Here is a 17330-nt window from a genome sequence, read left to right as displayed (position 1 = left end):
TTGGAAGGTTGGGGAAGGTTGGAAGGTTTGGAACGTTGAAATTGCGAACCTTCTAACCTGCAAACGTTAGAACGTGGGGCTACTTGATCCAGACGGTTTTGATGTTGACAAATTCGTGAATGCCCTGGCGGCCCAGTTCTCTTCCATATCCTGAGCGCTTAATACCGCCGAAGGGCAGGCGCGGATCAGACTTTACCAAACCATTAATAAAGACTGCCCCCGCCTCTAGCTCAGCCATCAACCGCTCTTGCTCGGCGGGGTCTTGGCTCCAGCCGCTGGCCCCCAGCCCAAAGGGAATGTCGTTGGCCCGCGCGATCGCCTCATCCAGATTGGCCACGCGAAACACCAGCGCCACCGGGCCAAAGAACTCCTCCTGCTCGGCGGGAGTACCCGGTGGCAGAGCGGCCAGAATGGTAGGCGGAAACCAATTGCCGTTCTGCAAGTCGGTGGGCAGCTGAGCCTTTAGCGCCGCAACATCCCCACCGATTAGGGCAGTGCCCCCCGCCGCCAGGCAGGCGTTGACCTGCTGCTCTAGCTCGGCGGCAATGTCAGGGGTAGACATCGGGCCGACGGTAACTTCGTCGTCTAGAGGGTTACCCACTACTAACGCAGCAAATTTTTCGGTCAGCCCCTGCTCAAACCGTTCAGCGATCGCCTCATGGACAATAAACCGCTTGGCGGCAATACACGACTGACCGTTATTGAGCATGCGGGCGGTGGCGGCGGTGGCGATCGCTGCCTCCAAATCCGCGCTGGGCATGACAATAAACGGGTCGCTGCCGCCCAGCTCCAGCACCGTCTTTTTGATCTGCTGTCCGCAGGCGGCGGCCAGACTGGCCCCGGCGGGCTCGCTACCGGTGAGGGTTGCAGCTTTGATGCGATCGTCAGTGACTAGCTTGGCAATGCGATCGCCCCCAATCAGCAGGGTCTGAAACGCCCCCTTGGGCAGCCCCGCCTTTTGAAAGATTTCCTCAATCGCCAGGGCGCACTGGGGCACATTCGAGGCGTGCTTGAGCAAACCCACGTTACCCGCCATCAGGGCCGGGGCCGCAAAGCGAAACACCTGCCAAAAGGGAAAGTTCCATGGCATCACCGCCAGCACTGGCCCCAGGGGCTGGTAGCGCACAAAACTGCGGCTGGCGTCGGTAGTGGCGGGCTCATCGGCCAGAAACTCGGCCCCGTGGTCGGCGTAGTAGCGGCAGACCAGGGCGCTTTTTTCGACCTCGGCCACGGCTCCCGCCAGCGGCTTACCCATCTCCAGGGTCATGATTTTGGCATAGGCGGCTTTGTTGTCGTCGAGCACCTGAGCCGCCTGACGCAGCCAGGCAGCCCGCTGCTCGTACGATGTCTGGCGGTAGGTAGTAAAGGTCTCAATCGCCAGGGCAAGCTTGTGCTCAATGTCGTTCTCGCTCAGGGCTTTAAATTCTTTGAGAACCGCCCCGGTGGCGGGGTTAATACTAGCAATAGGCATGATTTGACCTCCTGTTGGTCAACTGAGGTCGGCGACCGGTTCGATCGCTCCTACGGCACAGCTACCCCTAGAACGCGACTTAACCGCCGCGATCGCAGGCAACTTACCTGGGTCCAAATCTCGACAACCCAGATGAGTCAGCTATGGAGTGTATTTGCGTTCGGAACGAGTGCAGCTTCGGTCGTCAACCTCTAAAACTCAGTCTCTTTATAACTGTGCCCTGAAGCACAAAAAGCTGCCCTCTCATCCTATTACTTCTGCACAAAACATAGTGTTATGTAACGTTGACCAAACACCCCCTATTTTCAAGCCGTTTGGGCCTCATCAAAGGTGCTGGCCCTAGCCCAGGGCCAGGGGTTAGCCAGTAGGGCTGTCGCCGCATCGCGCCCCAGAGGTTGTGAAAACAAGTAGCCCTGCCCCCGCTGACAGCCCATCGCCCGCAGCCGATCTAGCTGGGTTTCGGTCTCAATTCCTTCGGCTACCAGGTCCATATTCAGCTTTTGACCCAGGGTAATAATGGTGTGAACAATTTCGCGATCGTCATCGCTTTGATCCATGCGGCCTACAAAGGACTGATCAATCTTGAGGGTATCGGTGGGAAACCGATGCAAATAGCTCAGCGATGAGTAGCCGGTGCCAAAGTCGTCGATCGCCAGCTTCAGCCCCAGCTGCTTGAGCCGATGCATCAGGTCTACGGCTCCATCGACATCGCGCATGATCATACTTTCGGTAATTTCGAGCTGTACTCGGTTGCCAACTAGCGCTAGTTCTTGCAGGGTATTGCCGAACTGATCGACCAAATCGGCCTGGTGAAACTGTCGTCGCGAGAGGTTAATGCTCATGGTCAGCGGCTGGTCGGGAAACTGCTGCTGCCAGGCTTTGAGCTGGGTACAGGCGGCCCGAAAAATCCACTGGCCCAGGTGTACAATCAGCCCTGTCTCTTCGGTCACCTGAATAAACTGCCCGGGCGACACAAAGCCCTCTTCGGGCCGATACCAGCGCACCAGTGCCTCAAACCCAGAAATGTAGCCGCTCTGAAGGCAGACGATGGGCTGGTAGTGCAGCAAAAACTCGTTGTTTTCAAAGGCATTGAGCAGATGACTCTCTAGCTCTAGGCGACGCACCGCTTCTTCATGCATGGTGCTGGCAAATACCTCGTGGCGATACTCGTGCAGCGCCTTGGCCCGATACATGGCGGTGTGGGCATCGCGCAGCAGGTCTTGGGCGGTGGGCGGATGGTCGCGGTGGGCCATGGCTACGCCCATGGAGCTAGTCACCGAAAGCCGCCGCCGCGCCACCGAGAAGGGGGCCGACAACTCGGTTTGCAAGCGGCTGAGCCACTGGTCTACGGCAGTCTGGTCGTGCACCGGCAGCAAAAAGGCAAACTCGTCGCCGCCGACCCGCGCCAGCTGAGCCGAGGTGGGCAGAAACTGCCGCAGCCGCTGACCGATCGTTTTCAGCACGCGATCGCCCATCAAGTGGCCAAAGGATTGGTTGATCAGCTTAAAGCGATCAATATCTAGAAACACCACCGTGACCGCTGTGCCGGGGTGGTGCTGCAGCGCCCGCTGCACCTGCATTAAAAACATGTCGCGCCCCGGCAGCATGGTCAACTGGTCGTAGCTGCTGCGGTACAGCGCTTTTTGGGTGAGCACCAGACCCAGGGCCAGCAAAAAGGCGGCGATGGGTTCGACCGTGGGTACCCAGACAAGCTGGGCCAGGGCCAGACCGCTGAGGCCCCAAATGCCCAAGACTATGCCGCCGCTGAGCACCAGCAGGCTTGCGGGGCGACGCACGGTCCACCCGGCAATACCGGCGACCAGGGTCCAGCCCAGCAGCCAGAGAAACTCACCCCACTGCGGTAAGAAGCGGTAGAGGGCTGGCTGGCCTGCGATCGCATCGAGCAGTTGGCTAATGCTTTGGGCATGCACTTCTACCCCGGCCATCATAAGCTGCGACGACTGATCCTGGGTGAAGGGGGTAAAAAACTCGTCCTTCAAGCTAGAGGCCGTCGAGCCAATCAGCACGATGTTGCCCCGCACCCAGGTGGGGGGCACTGCTCCGGCCAGCACCTGGGTAATGGTTAAAGTGGGGGCCGGTTCGTAGGGGGTACGATATTTCATCAGCACCTGGTAGCCCCGGTGATCGGCCCTGGCATAGCCGCCATCGCCGGGCAGCAAAGCCGGGAATTCAGCATCCCCAATGCGCAACAGGTCGTTTTGCCGATCGACTTGAAACGGTAAATCGTTGTGGTAGGCCAGCACTACCCGCAGCGGAAATGAGAAAAATGGATTTCCTGGAGCCGACACGTACAAGAGGTTACGTCGCCGCACTCCATCGGGATCAATGACAAAATCGTTAAAGCCCAACTGGTTAGCGGGCCAGGTCGCGGGGGCAGGCACCTCAATGCCCTTGCCCTGATTGCCTACGTTAAAGATACCAATGACATTAGGGGCCTCAAAGGCCTGAGCCAAAGCGGCCTGGCCGGGCATGTCTTGCGGGGTGTTGCGGTACAGGTCTAACCCCACCACCGCCGGTTCGTGGCGCTGCACCTCTGCAATAATGTCAGCGATCACCTGGTCAGATAGGGGCCAACCATGGGCTTCCAGATCGGCCTCAGTGACTTCTATCAGCAGCAGTCGGGGATCTGGCGTTCCCTGGATTTGGAGGCGGGTGAGCAGATCAAAACTCGACATTTCCAGGGTTTCAAACAGTTGAAGCCGCTTGCCCACAGACACTAGCGTCAGCGCCAGCAGGCTAGAGACCAGCACGGCTCGGCTGCCAAAATTAACCGGTTTTGAAAAATAAGCGGCTAACCGAAGAACCTGTTGCCTCAAGGGCCAAGCACGGAAATGCACCATGGATTAAACCGACAATGGTAGAAGTGACAATGGCAGGCATTGACTCAAATCCCTGAGTAAACAAAATATACAGAGCTTTTTCGGCGCTATCCGGACATTGCGCCGGAACCAAGTACCGCTCAGTATCCCGTAGGGTTGGGTCTGCCAAAGCCATGACCTCTAAGCCATAGTGTCATTGTGTAATGCGTTAACCCAGTGGGTGCCGCCCCCTCGCCGCTGGCCCGGAAACTCATCGCGAGGGCCACTAGCCTGGCGATCGCTACTCAGATTGGGCCAGTGCAGCAGTAGCAAAGTTAACACGCTGATTCCCACCAGTATGGCTGTGCCGCTAGGCCAGATAAACACTCGTATAAGCGCTGCCTTCATGACTGAAACCCACTCTAGAATAGTGACGAACCTCCTGCCCTCCCGCCAAACCAAGTTCGCTGCTGCGACTCTGATGCTGTCGGAGGCATAGTGTGATTCTTCACGTCCAAGGTTTCATTCGATACCTGACCACCAGGCTTTCACTGAAGCTTTATGGTCCTATAGAAGGACCGTAAACTTCCCTTAACCTCACAGGTGACTGCCGAGCGCTCTTGCCCTATACCAGCCGTGTGCTGCTGCGATCGCGACATGGAGCCAAACCTCAGGCATTAAAAACTTGTTAAGGTAAGGCGCTACCATCCCATTCCCCAGATATGCTTAACGCAAGATACCTCCTAACTGCGTCTCCAGCCCCGTCTGACCCCCTCTGTTGGTGTCATTTAGATGGGGCTGCTACTTTATTAGGGTGGCTAGCCAGCGCTTCATTTCTTTAAGCCAAGCTTTCTAAAGCAAATTTATCGGCAGCTTTCTGCCTTGTTGGTGCATTGCTTCGCGAATGCACTCCACAACAATCAACACATTCGGTACTTTGTTGCGATCGGGGCTAATGGTTTCGTCTCATGTGCCCAGGGGAGATTTTAAGGCACTACTCTAAAGTCTCCGCAAAGAATGTCGTTGCATATACAAATTTTAGGTGTTAGTCTGAAAAACTATTCGCTAGTCTGCGAATGACCCTGAAAGTTAGCTTTTTTTGCCCTGGTAGCTGAGCAAGCGCTGTTGCCGGGGTTGCTGCTTTCAATAGCCCACAGCTACAGCTTGTCGCTAGGTCTGCCGTCGGGTAGATGTACGGGGGCTGCGGGCGTCGATTTCAGCACACGCATAAATGACGTTATTTGGATTTCTCTGGGCTGCAGTTCTGCCGCATTATCTCAATCAACGTGTTGCGCTGCCAGCGGTTACCCCATCCGCAGCAGCTAATTTGCAGCGCCAATCGGCGGTAGATCCTGACGAACTGCCCTACTCACTTCTGCATCTGCAAGCGTTGGCTGATCGGCCTCCATCGCTGCAGCCTCAGCTTGCCTGGCCACAGACCGCCGCTGTCGATTGGTCCCACTGGGTCGCTACTGCGGCTGTGGCCGTAGTAGCCCAGGGCAGCGAGGCCCACGCTGGTAGCGGTGTTACCCAGATCATGCCAACCTCTAGTGCCTGCGGTAATGCTCTTGCCGCTGGAGTCGATAGCTCAGCCGAGGGTTTCACCATTCAGGTCAAAAATGTGCCGATTGGTCGGGTGCTATCGCGCCAGGTAGCAGACCAGATTGCCAACCAAATTCGTCAGGCGGTGCCGGTTTTAGAAACCAAACCAGATCAACTTACCCCTAGCCTGAGCCAGCACCAGGCAGCAGCCCAGGTAGACGGCAAAACCGTGTTTGTGCTGTCCAAAACGGCAGATTCTGCTTCCCCTGAGGACGCGCCGCCTGCTCTACAGGCCACCCAGTGGGTCAATAACCTGCGGCTGGCTTTTGGGGCTGCCCCCCTAGACTCTAGCCAGGTGCAGATGGTGGCTAAAGGGCTGGGCGAAACCCATCAAACCTTTGGTGGCATCGCCTCCTGGTATGGACCGTACTTCCACGGCCGACAGACAGCTACGGGCGAAACCTTTAACCAGCACGACCTTACGGCGGCCCACAAAACACTGCCCTTTGGCACCCATCTCAAGGTGCGGAACCAGCTCAACGGTAAAACTGTAGTGGTGCGTATCAACGATCGCGGCCCGTACATTGGTGAACGATCGCTTGACCTCTCCTACGCCGCCGCCCAATGCCTAGGGAGCGATCATGTGGGAGTGATTCCTTACCAGGCGACGATTTTAGCCCCAGGATTCCCCTCCGCTTGGCACGAGGATGTGGTGGCGAAGCTACCTTAGGTTTGGGGGCAAGGTATCAGGTTTAGGGTTTACGGTTTGCCCTTGAGACCGAATGCCTTGAACCGTAGTCATACCCTGCTTCAGCTCTTCAACAATGCACAGACTGCTAGGCGCGCCACTTAAGCAGCTGTGTCTTGACGGGGGTCACAAACTCACGTTGTTCGCTTTGGGAGCGCTGGTACTCTTTCTTGAGCTGGTAGTACCAGCGGGCCAGAGTGTCTGAGTCTTTAATCAGTCGCAGCACGGTCTCGTGCTTGAGCCCTTCCTGCTGCTTGATCACGACGTCGCGATCTTGGCCGAGAAACGAGCGAATCATCAGCGGCAGAATGGGCTTGAGCAGAGCGCCCCAGGGCAGATCCCAGTACAGCTCGAAGGTGACATCGGTTTGGTCGTCGGTGAGCGGCGTCACCGTCGTTAAATTCACCACGCGGTGCCTGGCTGTCGTCGTTTCCTCGGTGCGCACACCGGGCAGGTAAAAGATAATTTCGTTGTTGGGCACGCCACCGATTAGCCAGTAGCCATAGCCCATGTTGTCACCCATGCGGTGTTTGCGCATGGTGAACCCGTAGGTGGAAGGGTCGAACCACTTAATTTCGTCGTTTAGAGTCGCGCCGCGCCACCACCACGAGCGATGGACAAAGGGCGAGTGAGCCGGGTCCATTAGCCCCACTACGGCATGGTCGATATAGCAGGGAAAGCGCATGGTGTAGGTAACTTTAGGGCGCACGTCGTCGCTAAAGCCTGGTACACGCGGCACATCGAAGCGGGGAGGCTGGGGGTTGGCGCGATCGCTCATATAGACCCACAGGTTGCCCTGTACCTCTTTGACCTCGTAGCTGAGCACGTCAAAGCGGCTCAAGTCCATCTGCTGATCGGGCATCAGCGATGGAATCTCGGTGCACTGGCCGTTTTCGTTGAAGCGCCAGCCGTGGTAGCAGCACTCGACCTCAGTACCGTCGAAGCGGCCACAGCTGAGGGGCACCGCCCGATGGGGGCAAATGTCGCGCACGGCAAAGGCTTTGCCCTGGCTGGTGCGACCCAACAAAATGGGCTCGTTGAGCAGGGTTTTGGCTACCATCTTGCCCGCCTTTAGCTTGTGGCTAGGCATAGCGTGATACCAGATGTTGCGCAGCAGGTAGATGTCGTTAACGGCAACCACAGGGTTTCAGCAAATCCGCATAGATTAAAGCAATCAATACTTTAGCAGAGGTCAGGCAGCGGCAAGGGTCTTCCTTGGGCCAGTTTGGGGGCGCGTCTCACAGTTTGTCTTGATAAGAATGCCCCAGCCTGTGCAAGCCAGGCTGGGGCAATTCTCAACTATTCAGTAACTCTTAACCCACGGGTTGAGGATCTTGCACTTGCTTGAGCTGTTCGCGCAGGGGGGCTCCTTCGATCACCTCTGTTTCGAGCAGCTGCTGGGCCAGGGTTTCAAGCAAGTCGCGGTTTTGCTTGAGAATGTCGAGGGCGCGCTGGTGGCCCTCTTCGACGATCGCTTTGACCTCTTCATCGATCGCCTTGGCGGTTTCTTCACTGATCGGGCGGCGAGCATTGGGCATACCGCCATCGAGGAAGGTATTGCGCTGGCCGCGATCGTAGGCGAGGGGGCCGAGCACCTGGCTCATGCCGTAGGTGGTAACCATTTGCTCGGCCATATCAGTAGCCCGCTGCAGGTCGTTCGAGGCTCCGGTGGTAATGCTGCCGAAGATGATTTCTTCAGCCGATCGCCCGCCCAGCAGGGTGGCAATTTGCCCCTTCAGCTCGGCCTCATCCCTGAGAAAGCGGTCTTCGGTGGGCAGCTGCAGCGTATAGCCCAGGGCAGCCATACCGCGCGGCACGATAGAGATTTTTTCGACCTGATCCGTACCGGGCATCATTGCTCCGACTAGGGCATGACCGACTTCGTGGTAGGCGACAATTTTCTTTTCTTTGTCGTTGAGCACGCGGCTCTTTTTCTCTAGACCTGCAACGACACGCTCGATCGCCTCACTGAAGTCTTCTTGCTCAACTACGGTGCTGTTGCGACGGGCGGCCAGCAGGGCGGCTTCGTTGACCAGGTTGGCCAAGTCAGCCCCAGCAAAGCCTGGGGTGCGGGTGGCCGTCTGCTTCAGATTGACTGTGTCGGCCAGCTTCACATCCTTAGCGTGGATTTTGAGGATCGCTTCACGGCCCTTGACGTCGGGGCGATCGACCAGCACCTGGCGATCGAAACGACCAGGACGCAGCAGGGCAGGATCAAGGGTTTCGGGGCGGTTGGTGGCCGCCAGCACAATGACTGTAGTGGCGCTTGCGTCAAAGCCGTCCATTTCGGTGAGCAGCTGGTTCAGGGTTTGCTCGCGCTCGTCATTACCGCCGTACATACCATTAGAGGAGCGCGACTTGCCGATCGCATCTAGTTCGTCAATAAAGATGATGCAGGGCGACTGCTTTTTGGCCTGCTCAAACAGGTCGCGCACGCGGGATGAGCCCACACCCACAAACAGTTCCACAAATTCTGAACCCGAAATGCTGAAGAAGGGAACCCCTGCTTCACCGGCAACGGCCTTGGCCATCAGGGTTTTACCTGTGCCGGGAGGGCCAACCAGCAGCACGCCTTTGGGAATTTTGGCCCCCAGGTCTGTAAAGCGTTTGGGAGTTTTGAGGAAATCGACCACTTCTACCAGCTCGGTTTTGGCCTCTTCGACCCCAGCGACATCGTCGAAGGTAATTTTGCCCGCGTCACCTTCGACGTAGACCTTGGCCTTGCTCTTGCCAATCGAGAGCGCCCCCTGGGGACCGCCGCCACCACGAGCAATAAAGAACCGCCACACGCCAATGAAGATCAGCGGCGGAATCACCCAACTCAGCAGGCTGCCAAACCACTGGCCCTTAGGCGGTGGCACGGCGGCAAACTCCACGCCGTTGTCTTCAAGTAGCTGAGGCAGTTGTAAATCAAAGATGGGCGTGGTGATGTACACATCCCCAGGTTCGCCCGTGGTGGGGTCTTTGACCTGGTAGCGAATTTCGTTTTGCCCCACCGAAGCCCGCACCACCTCTTGCTCTTGAATGCGGTGGATGAACATGCTGTAGGGCTCACGGGCAGTTTGATTGCCAAACACGCCAGAGAACACGATGTTGAGCAGCAGCAAGCCGGTGGCGGCCCAAAGGACAATATTGGCGATTTGGCGCGATCGCGGCGTTTGAGGGTCTTTTTTAACAGGCATAACGGTTTTAAATTTGCGATTTTGAATTGTGGTAGGGGCGATCGCCCAAACTGGAAGGGTATCAGCCAGAGGGTGGGGTAGCGGTTCCTCGCCGTGGTGCTGGTAGGGTGGGTTGGGTATTTCTAGCCTTGATACTATTCAATAGCCTTGGGGACCATAACCCACCGCTGGAACATCTCAGTTAATTAAAATCAACGTCCACGGTGGTATCACCAGCATCGGGGGCATCGGCTCGCAATCCAGAACGCTTGTTGGTTAGCCCCGACAGCATGATCTGCGACATCGCGGCGATAAAGATAGACGCCACCGCTGCGTCGTCAATCCAGCCGATGATGGGAATGAAGTCAGGGGAAATGTCGATGGGGCTGAGCAGGTATAGCAGCGTAGCACCGGCTAAAATCCAGCGATATTTGGGGTGCTCAAGGGTGCGCTTATACCAGTCGTAAAAAGACTGAACAGGAGAGTTCATGGGGCAAGGTTGAATGCGATGGCTTTATGGTGCCACGGAACCCCTATTGTGCTCCTTGGCGGATAGCCGCCCGCTGGATGGGGCGCGACCGAACTCTAGTCCACCCGCAGGTGCCAGCCGCGAGGATTCAAAAAGGTAGACACCCCCGCTACCGATAGAGTGGCCCCCAGACCTGAGTGGCCGCGACCGCTCCAGGGCAGGCGGGGGCTAACGCGATCGCAGCAGTTCCAGTAGGCACTGCCAGTTTTGAGCTGACTCAGAATGCCTACAGCCCGTTCCCGATCCGTCCCATATACCGCCGCCGTCAGTCCGTAGGGCGTATCCTGCATCAACGCCACGGCTTCCTCGTCGCTGGCCACCCGCTGAATGCCAATCACCGGGCCAAAGGTTTCTTCTTGCATCACCGTCATGGAGTGGTTGACCTCGGTGAGCACCGTGGGGGCAAAGTACCAGCCGGGGCGATCCATCCTTTCGCCGCCGCAGCGCAGGGTAGCTCCTTTGGCTAAAGCATCCGCCACCTGATCGGCCAACACAGCTAGCTGAGGCTTACGGCTGACTGGGCCAAGGTAGGTCTGTGGATCGGTAGGGTCGCCCAGCTCAAACCCCTGCACTGTTGCCATGAACACTTCGAGAAACTCGTCGTACACATCAGTGTGAACATAGATGCGCTCGATCGCACAGCAGCTCTGACCATTGTTGTAAAACGCCCCATCCGCTAAACCCGCCGCGGCCACCGCCACCGCTGCATCGGCGCATACGTAGGCCGGGTCTTTGCCGCCCAGCTCTAGCTGAGTGCGAATTAGTTTTGGGGCGGAAGCTACGGCAATCTTTTGCCCCGTAGCGTAGGAGCCCGTGAAGAATACGCCATCGATCGGTTGATCCAGTAGCGCAGCGCCAGTTAGCCCTAAACCAATCACCGGGATAAAAACATCCTCGGGAATACCGGACTCGTGGAGGAGATCTGCGATCGCCCCTCCCGTTAGCGTGGCAAACTCCGATGGCTTATACAGCACTGCATTGCCCAGCAGCAGCGCCGGAATAAACACATTCCCCCCCACAAAATACGGATAGTTCCAGGCCGAAATATTGGCGATCACCCCCAGCGGGTCGTAACCAATCACCTCCTCCAGCGTCCCCATTCCTGGTCGGGCCTCGGCTGGCTCGCAGTAAACTCGCTCCGGGGCAAGAACGTTGGCTGCATTCTCTACGAAAAAATCAATCCGCCCCGGCACCGCCAAAATTTCGCTGCGGGCCTGGGTGATAGGCTTGCCAATTTCTGATGTGAGCAACGCCGCCAGTAGATCGACTCGTTCGATCAGTAATGCTCGTAACCGAAGGATGGGCTGAATGCGATCGGCCAAAGGCAGCGCCGACCACGCTGGCTGAGCCTGCCGCGCCCGCACGTATTTCTCAGCAACGGCAGCGCGATCATCCACCGAGATTTCTTTAATCAACGCCTCGGTAGCGGGGTTAATAATCGAGAGCAGGTCAGCCATAGCGAGGGAAGTGAAGTCGTTATTGGTTCAACTCAGCGGCAGAAAAAACAAGTGTTTCTACAGGTTCAGTCGTCAGTTTGCCTCCCTCTGATCTTCTTAGACGTTGGATAGTGACGTTGACTTCTGATGACTCTTGAAGCTGATCAGCGAGGCAGTCTAAATAATATTTCAGGATTGCGTCTCTGGCCTCTTTCTGCTTTTTCCAGACTTGAGCATCCTCCAAATCACTCACGATGCCGATAAAGCGTCCAGGTTCTCCACGAAAATCAAGAGAAAACTTGCCTGCATAAGCATGGAATTTCGGCATCAAATTGAGGACGTATCCAAGCGGCCGGTCTGGTTTGGTGCCAAATCCTTTAGCCATGGTGCAACCTTTTGAATGTTCTTCTGCTACAGGATCTGAACATACTTACTCATGCACCGCGATCGCAAGTATCTAAGGATCGCGAACGAACTAACGTAGGATAGCTGTCTCGGTTGTCTGTAGTCATGTATCTTGCCTAATCTACAGAAACTACACCTGAAAAGATTTGCACTCTTAAGGTCATGCCATTGAACGTTATTCTGAATAGAGGTTTTGCTATAGCGTTCATTAAACTATGCCCAACGTGGTCATCGTCGGCGCTGGCCCTACTGGGGCCACCCTGGCCCTGTTGCTAGCTCGGCGAGGCATACCCGTTACCCTGGTCGAAGCCGCCCGCGACTTTCAGCGCCAGTTTCGCGGCGAAGGGCTCATGCCCAGCGGTCTCGACGCCCTGCACCAAATGGGGCTAGATACCCTACTAGAGACCGTTCCCCACCGTCCCCTGAGCGCTTGGGAATTTTGGCTCAGCGATCGCCGCCTGTTTCGCGCCAATGAACCCCTGGGTTCAGCTCGCCCCTGCACTCTGGTCTCTCAACCGCCCCTGCTCGCCGCCCTGGTACAGGCAGCCCAAACCAAACCAGGATTTGAGTGGATTTCTGGAACCGGAGTAAAGGAGTTGCTGTGGGACAAGCAGCGCGTCACGGGAGTATCGCTAACCGATGGCCGCACTATAGAAGCCGACCTGGTGGTAGGGGCCGATGGCCGCGCCTCGCTCCTGCGCCAAAAGGCTGAGCTAACCCTAACCACGCAGCCCAAAAGTATCGATGTGCTGTGGTTTAAGCTGCCCGCCCCCCCCAACTACGAGAATGACAATCGCTTTTGCACCGTGGTCAAGGGCGGACGCGTATTTAGCCTGTTTCACGGAGCGGAGGCAGGCAGGCTGCACCTGGCCTGGGCCATTTCGCCAGATGAACCCACCGAGCAAAAAAACTGGGCAGCCACCTTCGCCGCCCTGGTACCCCCGGAACTAGTTGAGCATTTTTGGGCAGTGGAAGACAAAATTTCGCCACCTATGCGGCTCTCGGTCATGGTTGGTCGCTGCGATCGCTGGCACCGCCCCGGCCTGCTGCTGCTGGGCGATGCCGCTCACCCCATGTCACCCGTGCGAGCCCAAGGCATCAACCTGGCCCTGCGCGATGTAATTGTCGCCACCAATCACCTAGTACCCGCGTTTCAACAGGCTGATGACTCGGCTTCAGCTGTAATCGATTGTGCCCTGGCCCGTATTCAGGCCGAGCGCGAACCTGAAATTATTCAAGCCCAAAAATTGCAGGCCCACGAAGCTAGTCGGGGGGAGATGCTGCGCCGCTTTGGTCTGCTGAGCCAGGGGCTAAGCGCGTTTTCACCCGTCGTTGGCCCTTTAGTCAAGCGAGTCTGGACACAGCAACAGCAGCCCCTGCGCGAGGGTATTACCCCCGTGCGACTAGAGGTTTAGCAGAGAAGAAGCCCGCCCTAGTCTTGGACCCAGCTGATTGTGACAGGGGGCTGTGGCCTAGGGGTGACGGTTTAAAGTGCGCGGAGGAACTGCTGCCCTGGCTGTGTTTGAAAGGCGTGTCAACGGGAGACTTTGGCGAGGCCCTGAGCGCGTTGTCGAGGAATGAGAGGGGGACGGCTAACTCAAATCAGCCATCCCCCTCATGTATTTTGTTCTTGTCTATTTTGTTAAATCAACAAGTAGTTTAAGCGGCTAGGTCACTAGCCTTGGCGAGGCGTTTGCCCATAGCTTTGAAGCGCTCGCCTAGCTGGTCGGCAACGCTTTTGAGACCGGGGGAGTGGCGGGCGGCGGTTTTGACATAGCCATTAGGCGGACAACACCCCCCTTTTTAAGGGGGGCAGGGGGGATCAAATCACCTCAATCAAGAAACCCACAGAATAGAAGTTCTTCAATAGAAAAGAAAGAGATCCCCTCTTAAGAAGGGGAAGAAGGGGGGCTTGGGCGAGAGCTTCTGCTAACCCAACTGCCGATCGCGCAGCAGCAAGCTAAACACCTCTCCCTGCTCGGGCATAATCAATATCCCCGACTCGGGAATCGTAAACTGGCGGCTCCACTCCAGCCGCTCGGCGTATTGCAGCAGGTGCAGGTGATTGATCGCCCCCTGCACCCCTTCCGGCGAGCCAATCACCAGATGGCGCAATCGCTCGCGCCCCTGCTGAACATCGGGAATGGCAAGGCGCAGGGGATTTAGATCCCCGAGTTCTTGAAGAACTCGGGGATCTTGACGGGTAAAACACAACATAATCGGGTTCCTTTCCGATGAAACGACGGGTAAGAAACCAAAAATTTGGCCGCCCCAGACATGTGCAGTTCAGGGCGGCCAGGTAAAATCAACCTTAGCCTCCGAGACTGGCTCAGACAGTCGACGGGGTTAGCTGCTGGTTGGTGTTGACGCACCTTCCAGTGGCGTTAGACCAAATTTTTGGGAAGACAAGCTGCACGCACACAGCTATAGCTCAGTAAGATATCTCATTCGCACCGCATAGACAAGTTAAATTTGTTACACCCCGAGAATTGGGATTCATGGCAGCGAATTGCATCTAGGTAGAGGCGATAGTCACCGAACTTAGTCGAGTAGTCTCCGAGCTTAGCCGAGTAGTCTCCGAGCTTAGCCGAGTAGTCCCCGAGCTTAGCCGAGTAGTCCCCGAGCTTAGCCGAGTAGTCCCCGAGCTTAGCCGAGTAGTCCCCGAGCTTAGCCGAGTAGTCCCCGAGCTTAGCCGAGTAGTCCCCGAGCTTAGCCGAGTAGTCCCCGAGCTTAGCCGAGTAGTCCCCGAGCTTAGCCGAGTAGTCCCCGAGCTTAGCCGAGTAGTCCCCGAGCTTAGTCGAGTAGTCCCCGAGCTTAGTCGAGTAGTCTCTGAGCCTAGTCGAGTAGTCCCCGAGCTTAGTCGAGTAGTCTCTGAGCCTAGCCGAGTAGTCTCCGAGCTTAGGCGAGTAGTCTCTGAGCGTAGGCGAGTAGTCTCTAAGCCTGGTACGAGTACTCTCTGAGCCTACTGACCAACCACTAGCCGCTACTGCACCACCTGGCGCATGTAATTGCCCCACACCGCCGCTGCCTGGCCGCTGCTGCCCCGCGTGGGGGTATTGTCGTCGTTGCCCAGCCAAACGCCCGTCGTCAAGTCACGACCGGGCACAAAGCCCACAAACCAAAGGTCGCGGTTGTCGTCGGTGGTGCCGGTTTTACCCGCTTCCCCCAGGCCCAAAAAAGCGCTGCGCCCGGTGCCGCCCTGTACTACCCCCTGTAAGAGCCCGGTCAGCGTATTGGCAATTTCGGGTTCGATCGCCTGACGATTTGAATCTCCAGCCTGACCAAACTCGTAGATCACCCGGCAGGTGCTGATGTCGTTGGGGTCGGCGCAGTCGCTGCTGTCCAGCACCCGCTCAATGCCATGGGGGCGGTTCCACACGCCGTCATTGGCGACCGCCGCAAACGCCCCGGTAATTTCCAGCGGGGTGACTTCGCTTTCGCCCAGGGTCAGCCCCGGAGAGGCTACCAGCTTAGACTCAATGCCCAGGCGCTCGGCCACATTAATCACGTTGCGCAGGCCCGCCTCTTGAGCAATCCGCAGGGCCACCACGTTCTCGGAGCGGGCCATACCGGCATACATGTCGAGCGCGCCCGAACCCGAGCGACAGCCCGCAAACCGCTGCCCGCTCCAGTTCATCGGTGCGCAAGAGAACGAGCGGCCGGGGGAAATGCCCTGCTCTAGGGCTGCCCCATAGGCAAACAGCTTGAAAGTCGAGCCCGGCTGGCGCAGGGCTTGGGAAGCTCGGTTAAACTGGCTTTCGCCAAAATCGACGCCGCCGACCAGGGCACGAATGGCCGCATTGGAGCTATCGAGGGTAACCACAGCCCCCTGGGAATAAGCTAGAGCCGCGCCTTGAGTGGCGACATCTTGGCTGAGGGCACTTTCGGCAGCGGCCTGTAGGTCGAGGTCAACGCTGGTCTGCACGTAGAAATTGCCCTCGCGGGCCAGGGAGGTACCCAGTACCGCATCTAGCTCTTGAAAGACGTAGCTGTAGAAGTAGGGGGCACGGGTGCTCTGTAGCTGCCGGGTAGCATCGGGGCTGATCTCAATGCGCGATCGCCGCGCCCGCCGCGCCTCCTCCTGGCTTACCATGCCTAGGCTTACCATGCGATCGAGCACGCGATCGCGGTAAAACACGGCGGCATCGTAGTTTTGCACTGGGTTGAAGGCGTTGGGGCCAGGCAAAATGCCCACCAGAGTCGCCGCCTCAGAAAGCGTCAGGTCGCGGGCGGGTTTGTCGAAGTAAAACTGAGAGGCATCCTCAAAGCCGTAGAGGTTATCGCCCAGGTAAACCCGATTCAGGTAGGTCAGCAGCAGATAGTTTTTGCTGTAGAAGGTTTCCAGCTTCAGCGCCGTTACCGCTTCACGCAGCTTGCGCCCAGCCGAATCTTCCGTGCCCACATACTCGCGGTAAACGCTGCGGGCCAGCTGCTGGGTAATCGTACTGCCCCCCTGGCGAATGGCCCCATCTTGCAAGTTGATCAGGACGGCCCGAGCAATGCCCAAAGGGTCTACCCCCAGGTGCCAGTAGTAGCGAGTATCCTCAGAGGCAATCAGCGCCTGGGGTAGATAGGGCGAAAAGTCGCCCATGCGGCGCAGTTCTTGGTGAGACTGGGTCAGCTGCTCCCGCAGGGGCACGGCGGCTCCATTTTCTTCGCCAAACACGACTACCGGCCCCTGCACCGAGTCGGGTAGGGGCCGCATCGGAATTTTGGGCCACTCAACGCCGACAATCCAAGCCCCCACCGCTAAAGAAAGCCCGGTGAACCCGTAGAGGGTGTAGCGAGCCGTTTTGACATACCAGGGGGGCGGCTCGCTAAACCGCACGGTAACGGCATCTTCAAGCTCAGGAGGGCCGAGGGTATAGACATCACCATGGTTCATCACCGCCTGGGTGAGCCGCTTTTTGCCCCGGTAAATGCCGTTGGTCGAGTTGCGGTCCTTCATGACGAAGGGCTGGCTGGGGCGGTTGGTGTCGCGGGTGAGGGTGGCGTGCACCTGGCTGACAATCGGGCTGGGGGCCACAATGTCGCACTGGGAGCTGCTGCGCCCCATAATATAGTGCTCGCCCAGTAGAGGATAGGCGATGGGCTTACCGTTGACCGTGACTTCTAGCTCGGCAGCGCGAGCCCCCGGCTTGACCGCTAGCTTGCCAAAGTCGACCTTGGCTTGCACGGCCTGAAACGCCTGGGTAACGGTCTTGAGCAGGGTGCGGGGC

12 protein-coding genes and 1 pseudogene are annotated in these 17330 nt (G+C 57.5%); 2 read left to right on the top strand and 11 right to left on the bottom strand.

Features of this window, described 5'->3' with window-relative positions; all coding sequences use genetic code 11:
* Nucleotides 1-79: 79 nt before the first annotated feature.
* From IQ273_RS18490 to IQ273_RS18480, 3 genes are all read right to left on the bottom strand, one after another.
* On the bottom strand, nucleotides 80-1471 hold the full coding sequence (locus IQ273_RS18490) for an NAD-dependent succinate-semialdehyde dehydrogenase (protein ID WP_194024638.1): 1392 nt from the start codon (nucleotides 1469-1471) through the stop codon (nucleotides 80-82).
* Nucleotides 1472-1776: 305 nt separating this feature from the next.
* Complete coding sequence (locus IQ273_RS18485) at nucleotides 1777-4242, bottom strand: bifunctional diguanylate cyclase/phosphodiesterase (protein ID WP_194024637.1); 2466 nt, start codon at nucleotides 4240-4242, stop codon at nucleotides 1777-1779.
* Between the two features lie 249 nt (nucleotides 4243-4491).
* A complete protein-coding gene (locus tag IQ273_RS18480) occupies nucleotides 4492-4698 on the bottom strand; it encodes a hypothetical protein (protein WP_194024636.1) in 207 nt (68 codons plus the stop codon).
* Between the two features lie 823 nt (nucleotides 4699-5521).
* On the opposite strand from IQ273_RS18480, the gene IQ273_RS18475 reads away from it, so the two are divergent.
* Entirely contained in the window at nucleotides 5522-6562 is a 1041-nt protein-coding gene (locus tag IQ273_RS18475) for a septal ring lytic transglycosylase RlpA family protein (RefSeq protein WP_194024635.1), read from the top strand.
* Nucleotides 6563-6668: 106 nt separating this feature from the next.
* On the opposite strand, the gene IQ273_RS18470 is transcribed toward IQ273_RS18475, so the two are convergent.
* The 5 genes from IQ273_RS18470 to IQ273_RS18450 form a co-directional block, all read right to left on the bottom strand.
* Nucleotides 6669-7721 carry an aromatic ring-hydroxylating dioxygenase subunit alpha gene (locus IQ273_RS18470; protein ID WP_313898163.1) on the bottom strand — a complete coding sequence of 351 codons (1053 nt, stop codon included), beginning with the start codon at nucleotides 7719-7721 and terminating at the stop codon, nucleotides 6669-6671.
* Between the two features lie 172 nt (nucleotides 7722-7893).
* The gene (gene ftsH, locus IQ273_RS18465; protein ID WP_194024634.1) at nucleotides 7894-9762 is read right to left on the bottom strand and encodes an ATP-dependent zinc metalloprotease FtsH; all 1869 of its coding nucleotides are present in this window, start codon (nucleotides 9760-9762) and stop codon (nucleotides 7894-7896) included.
* A 181-nt stretch (nucleotides 9763-9943) separates the two neighbouring features.
* On the bottom strand, nucleotides 9944-10231 hold the full coding sequence (locus IQ273_RS18460; protein ID WP_194024633.1) for a YkvA family protein: 288 nt from the start codon (nucleotides 10229-10231) through the stop codon (nucleotides 9944-9946).
* Between the two features lie 95 nt (nucleotides 10232-10326).
* Nucleotides 10327-11727, bottom strand: coding sequence for an aldehyde dehydrogenase family protein (locus IQ273_RS18455; protein ID WP_194024632.1), 1401 nt, complete (start codon nucleotides 11725-11727; stop codon nucleotides 10327-10329).
* A 19-nt stretch (nucleotides 11728-11746) separates the two neighbouring features.
* A complete protein-coding gene (locus tag IQ273_RS18450; RefSeq protein WP_194024631.1) occupies nucleotides 11747-12091 on the bottom strand; it encodes a hypothetical protein in 345 nt (114 codons plus the stop codon).
* Nucleotides 12092-12326: 235 nt separating this feature from the next.
* Here IQ273_RS18450 and IQ273_RS18445 point away from each other — a divergent pair, with 235 nt between their 5' ends.
* Entirely contained in the window at nucleotides 12327-13526 is a 1200-nt protein-coding gene (locus tag IQ273_RS18445; protein ID WP_194024630.1) for an FAD-dependent oxidoreductase, read from the top strand.
* 514 nt (nucleotides 13527-14040) lie between these two features.
* On the opposite strand, the gene IQ273_RS18440 is transcribed toward IQ273_RS18445, so the two are convergent.
* The 3 genes and pseudogenes from IQ273_RS18440 to IQ273_RS18430 form a co-directional block, all read right to left on the bottom strand.
* Nucleotides 14041-14328, bottom strand: coding sequence for a hypothetical protein (locus IQ273_RS18440; protein WP_194024629.1), 288 nt, complete (start codon nucleotides 14326-14328; stop codon nucleotides 14041-14043).
* Between the two features lie 298 nt (nucleotides 14329-14626).
* Nucleotides 14627-14896: pseudogene (locus IQ273_RS35850) on the bottom strand (hypothetical protein); the annotation flags it as partial.
* 198 nt (nucleotides 14897-15094) lie between these two features.
* On the bottom strand, nucleotides 15095-17330 hold a 2236-nt coding region (locus IQ273_RS18430), incomplete at its 5' end, for a transglycosylase domain-containing protein (protein ID WP_194024628.1).

This window comes from Nodosilinea sp. LEGE 07298, assembly GCF_015207265.1.
In the GTDB taxonomy this organism is placed as follows: Bacteria; Cyanobacteriota; Cyanobacteriia; order Phormidesmidales; family Phormidesmidaceae; genus Nodosilinea.
The sequence above is the reverse complement of the archived record's forward strand: the minus strand, read 5'-3'. Positions and strand labels throughout refer to the sequence as shown.

Coding starts and splice junctions, on each gene's coding strand:
- IQ273_RS18490 (WP_194024638.1), bottom strand. CDS start 1,471: ATGCCTATTGCTAGTATTAACCCCGCCACCGGGGCGGTTCTCAAAGAA.
- IQ273_RS18480 (WP_194024636.1), bottom strand. CDS start 4,698: ATGAAGGCAGCGCTTATACGAGTGTTTATCTGGCCTAGCGGCACAGCC.
- IQ273_RS18475 (WP_194024635.1), top strand. CDS start 5,522: ATGACGTTATTTGGATTTCTCTGGGCTGCAGTTCTGCCGCATTATCTC.
- ftsH (WP_194024634.1), bottom strand. CDS start 9,762: ATGCCTGTTAAAAAAGACCCTCAAACGCCGCGATCGCGCCAAATCGCC.
- IQ273_RS18460 (WP_194024633.1), bottom strand. CDS start 10,231: ATGAACTCTCCTGTTCAGTCTTTTTACGACTGGTATAAGCGCACCCTT.
- IQ273_RS18455 (WP_194024632.1), bottom strand. CDS start 11,727: ATGGCTGACCTGCTCTCGATTATTAACCCCGCTACCGAGGCGTTGATT.
- IQ273_RS18450 (WP_194024631.1), bottom strand. CDS start 12,091: ATGGCTAAAGGATTTGGCACCAAACCAGACCGGCCGCTTGGATACGTC.
- IQ273_RS18445 (WP_194024630.1), top strand. CDS start 12,327: ATGCCCAACGTGGTCATCGTCGGCGCTGGCCCTACTGGGGCCACCCTG.
- IQ273_RS18440 (WP_194024629.1), bottom strand. CDS start 14,328: ATGTTGTGTTTTACCCGTCAAGATCCCCGAGTTCTTCAAGAACTCGGG.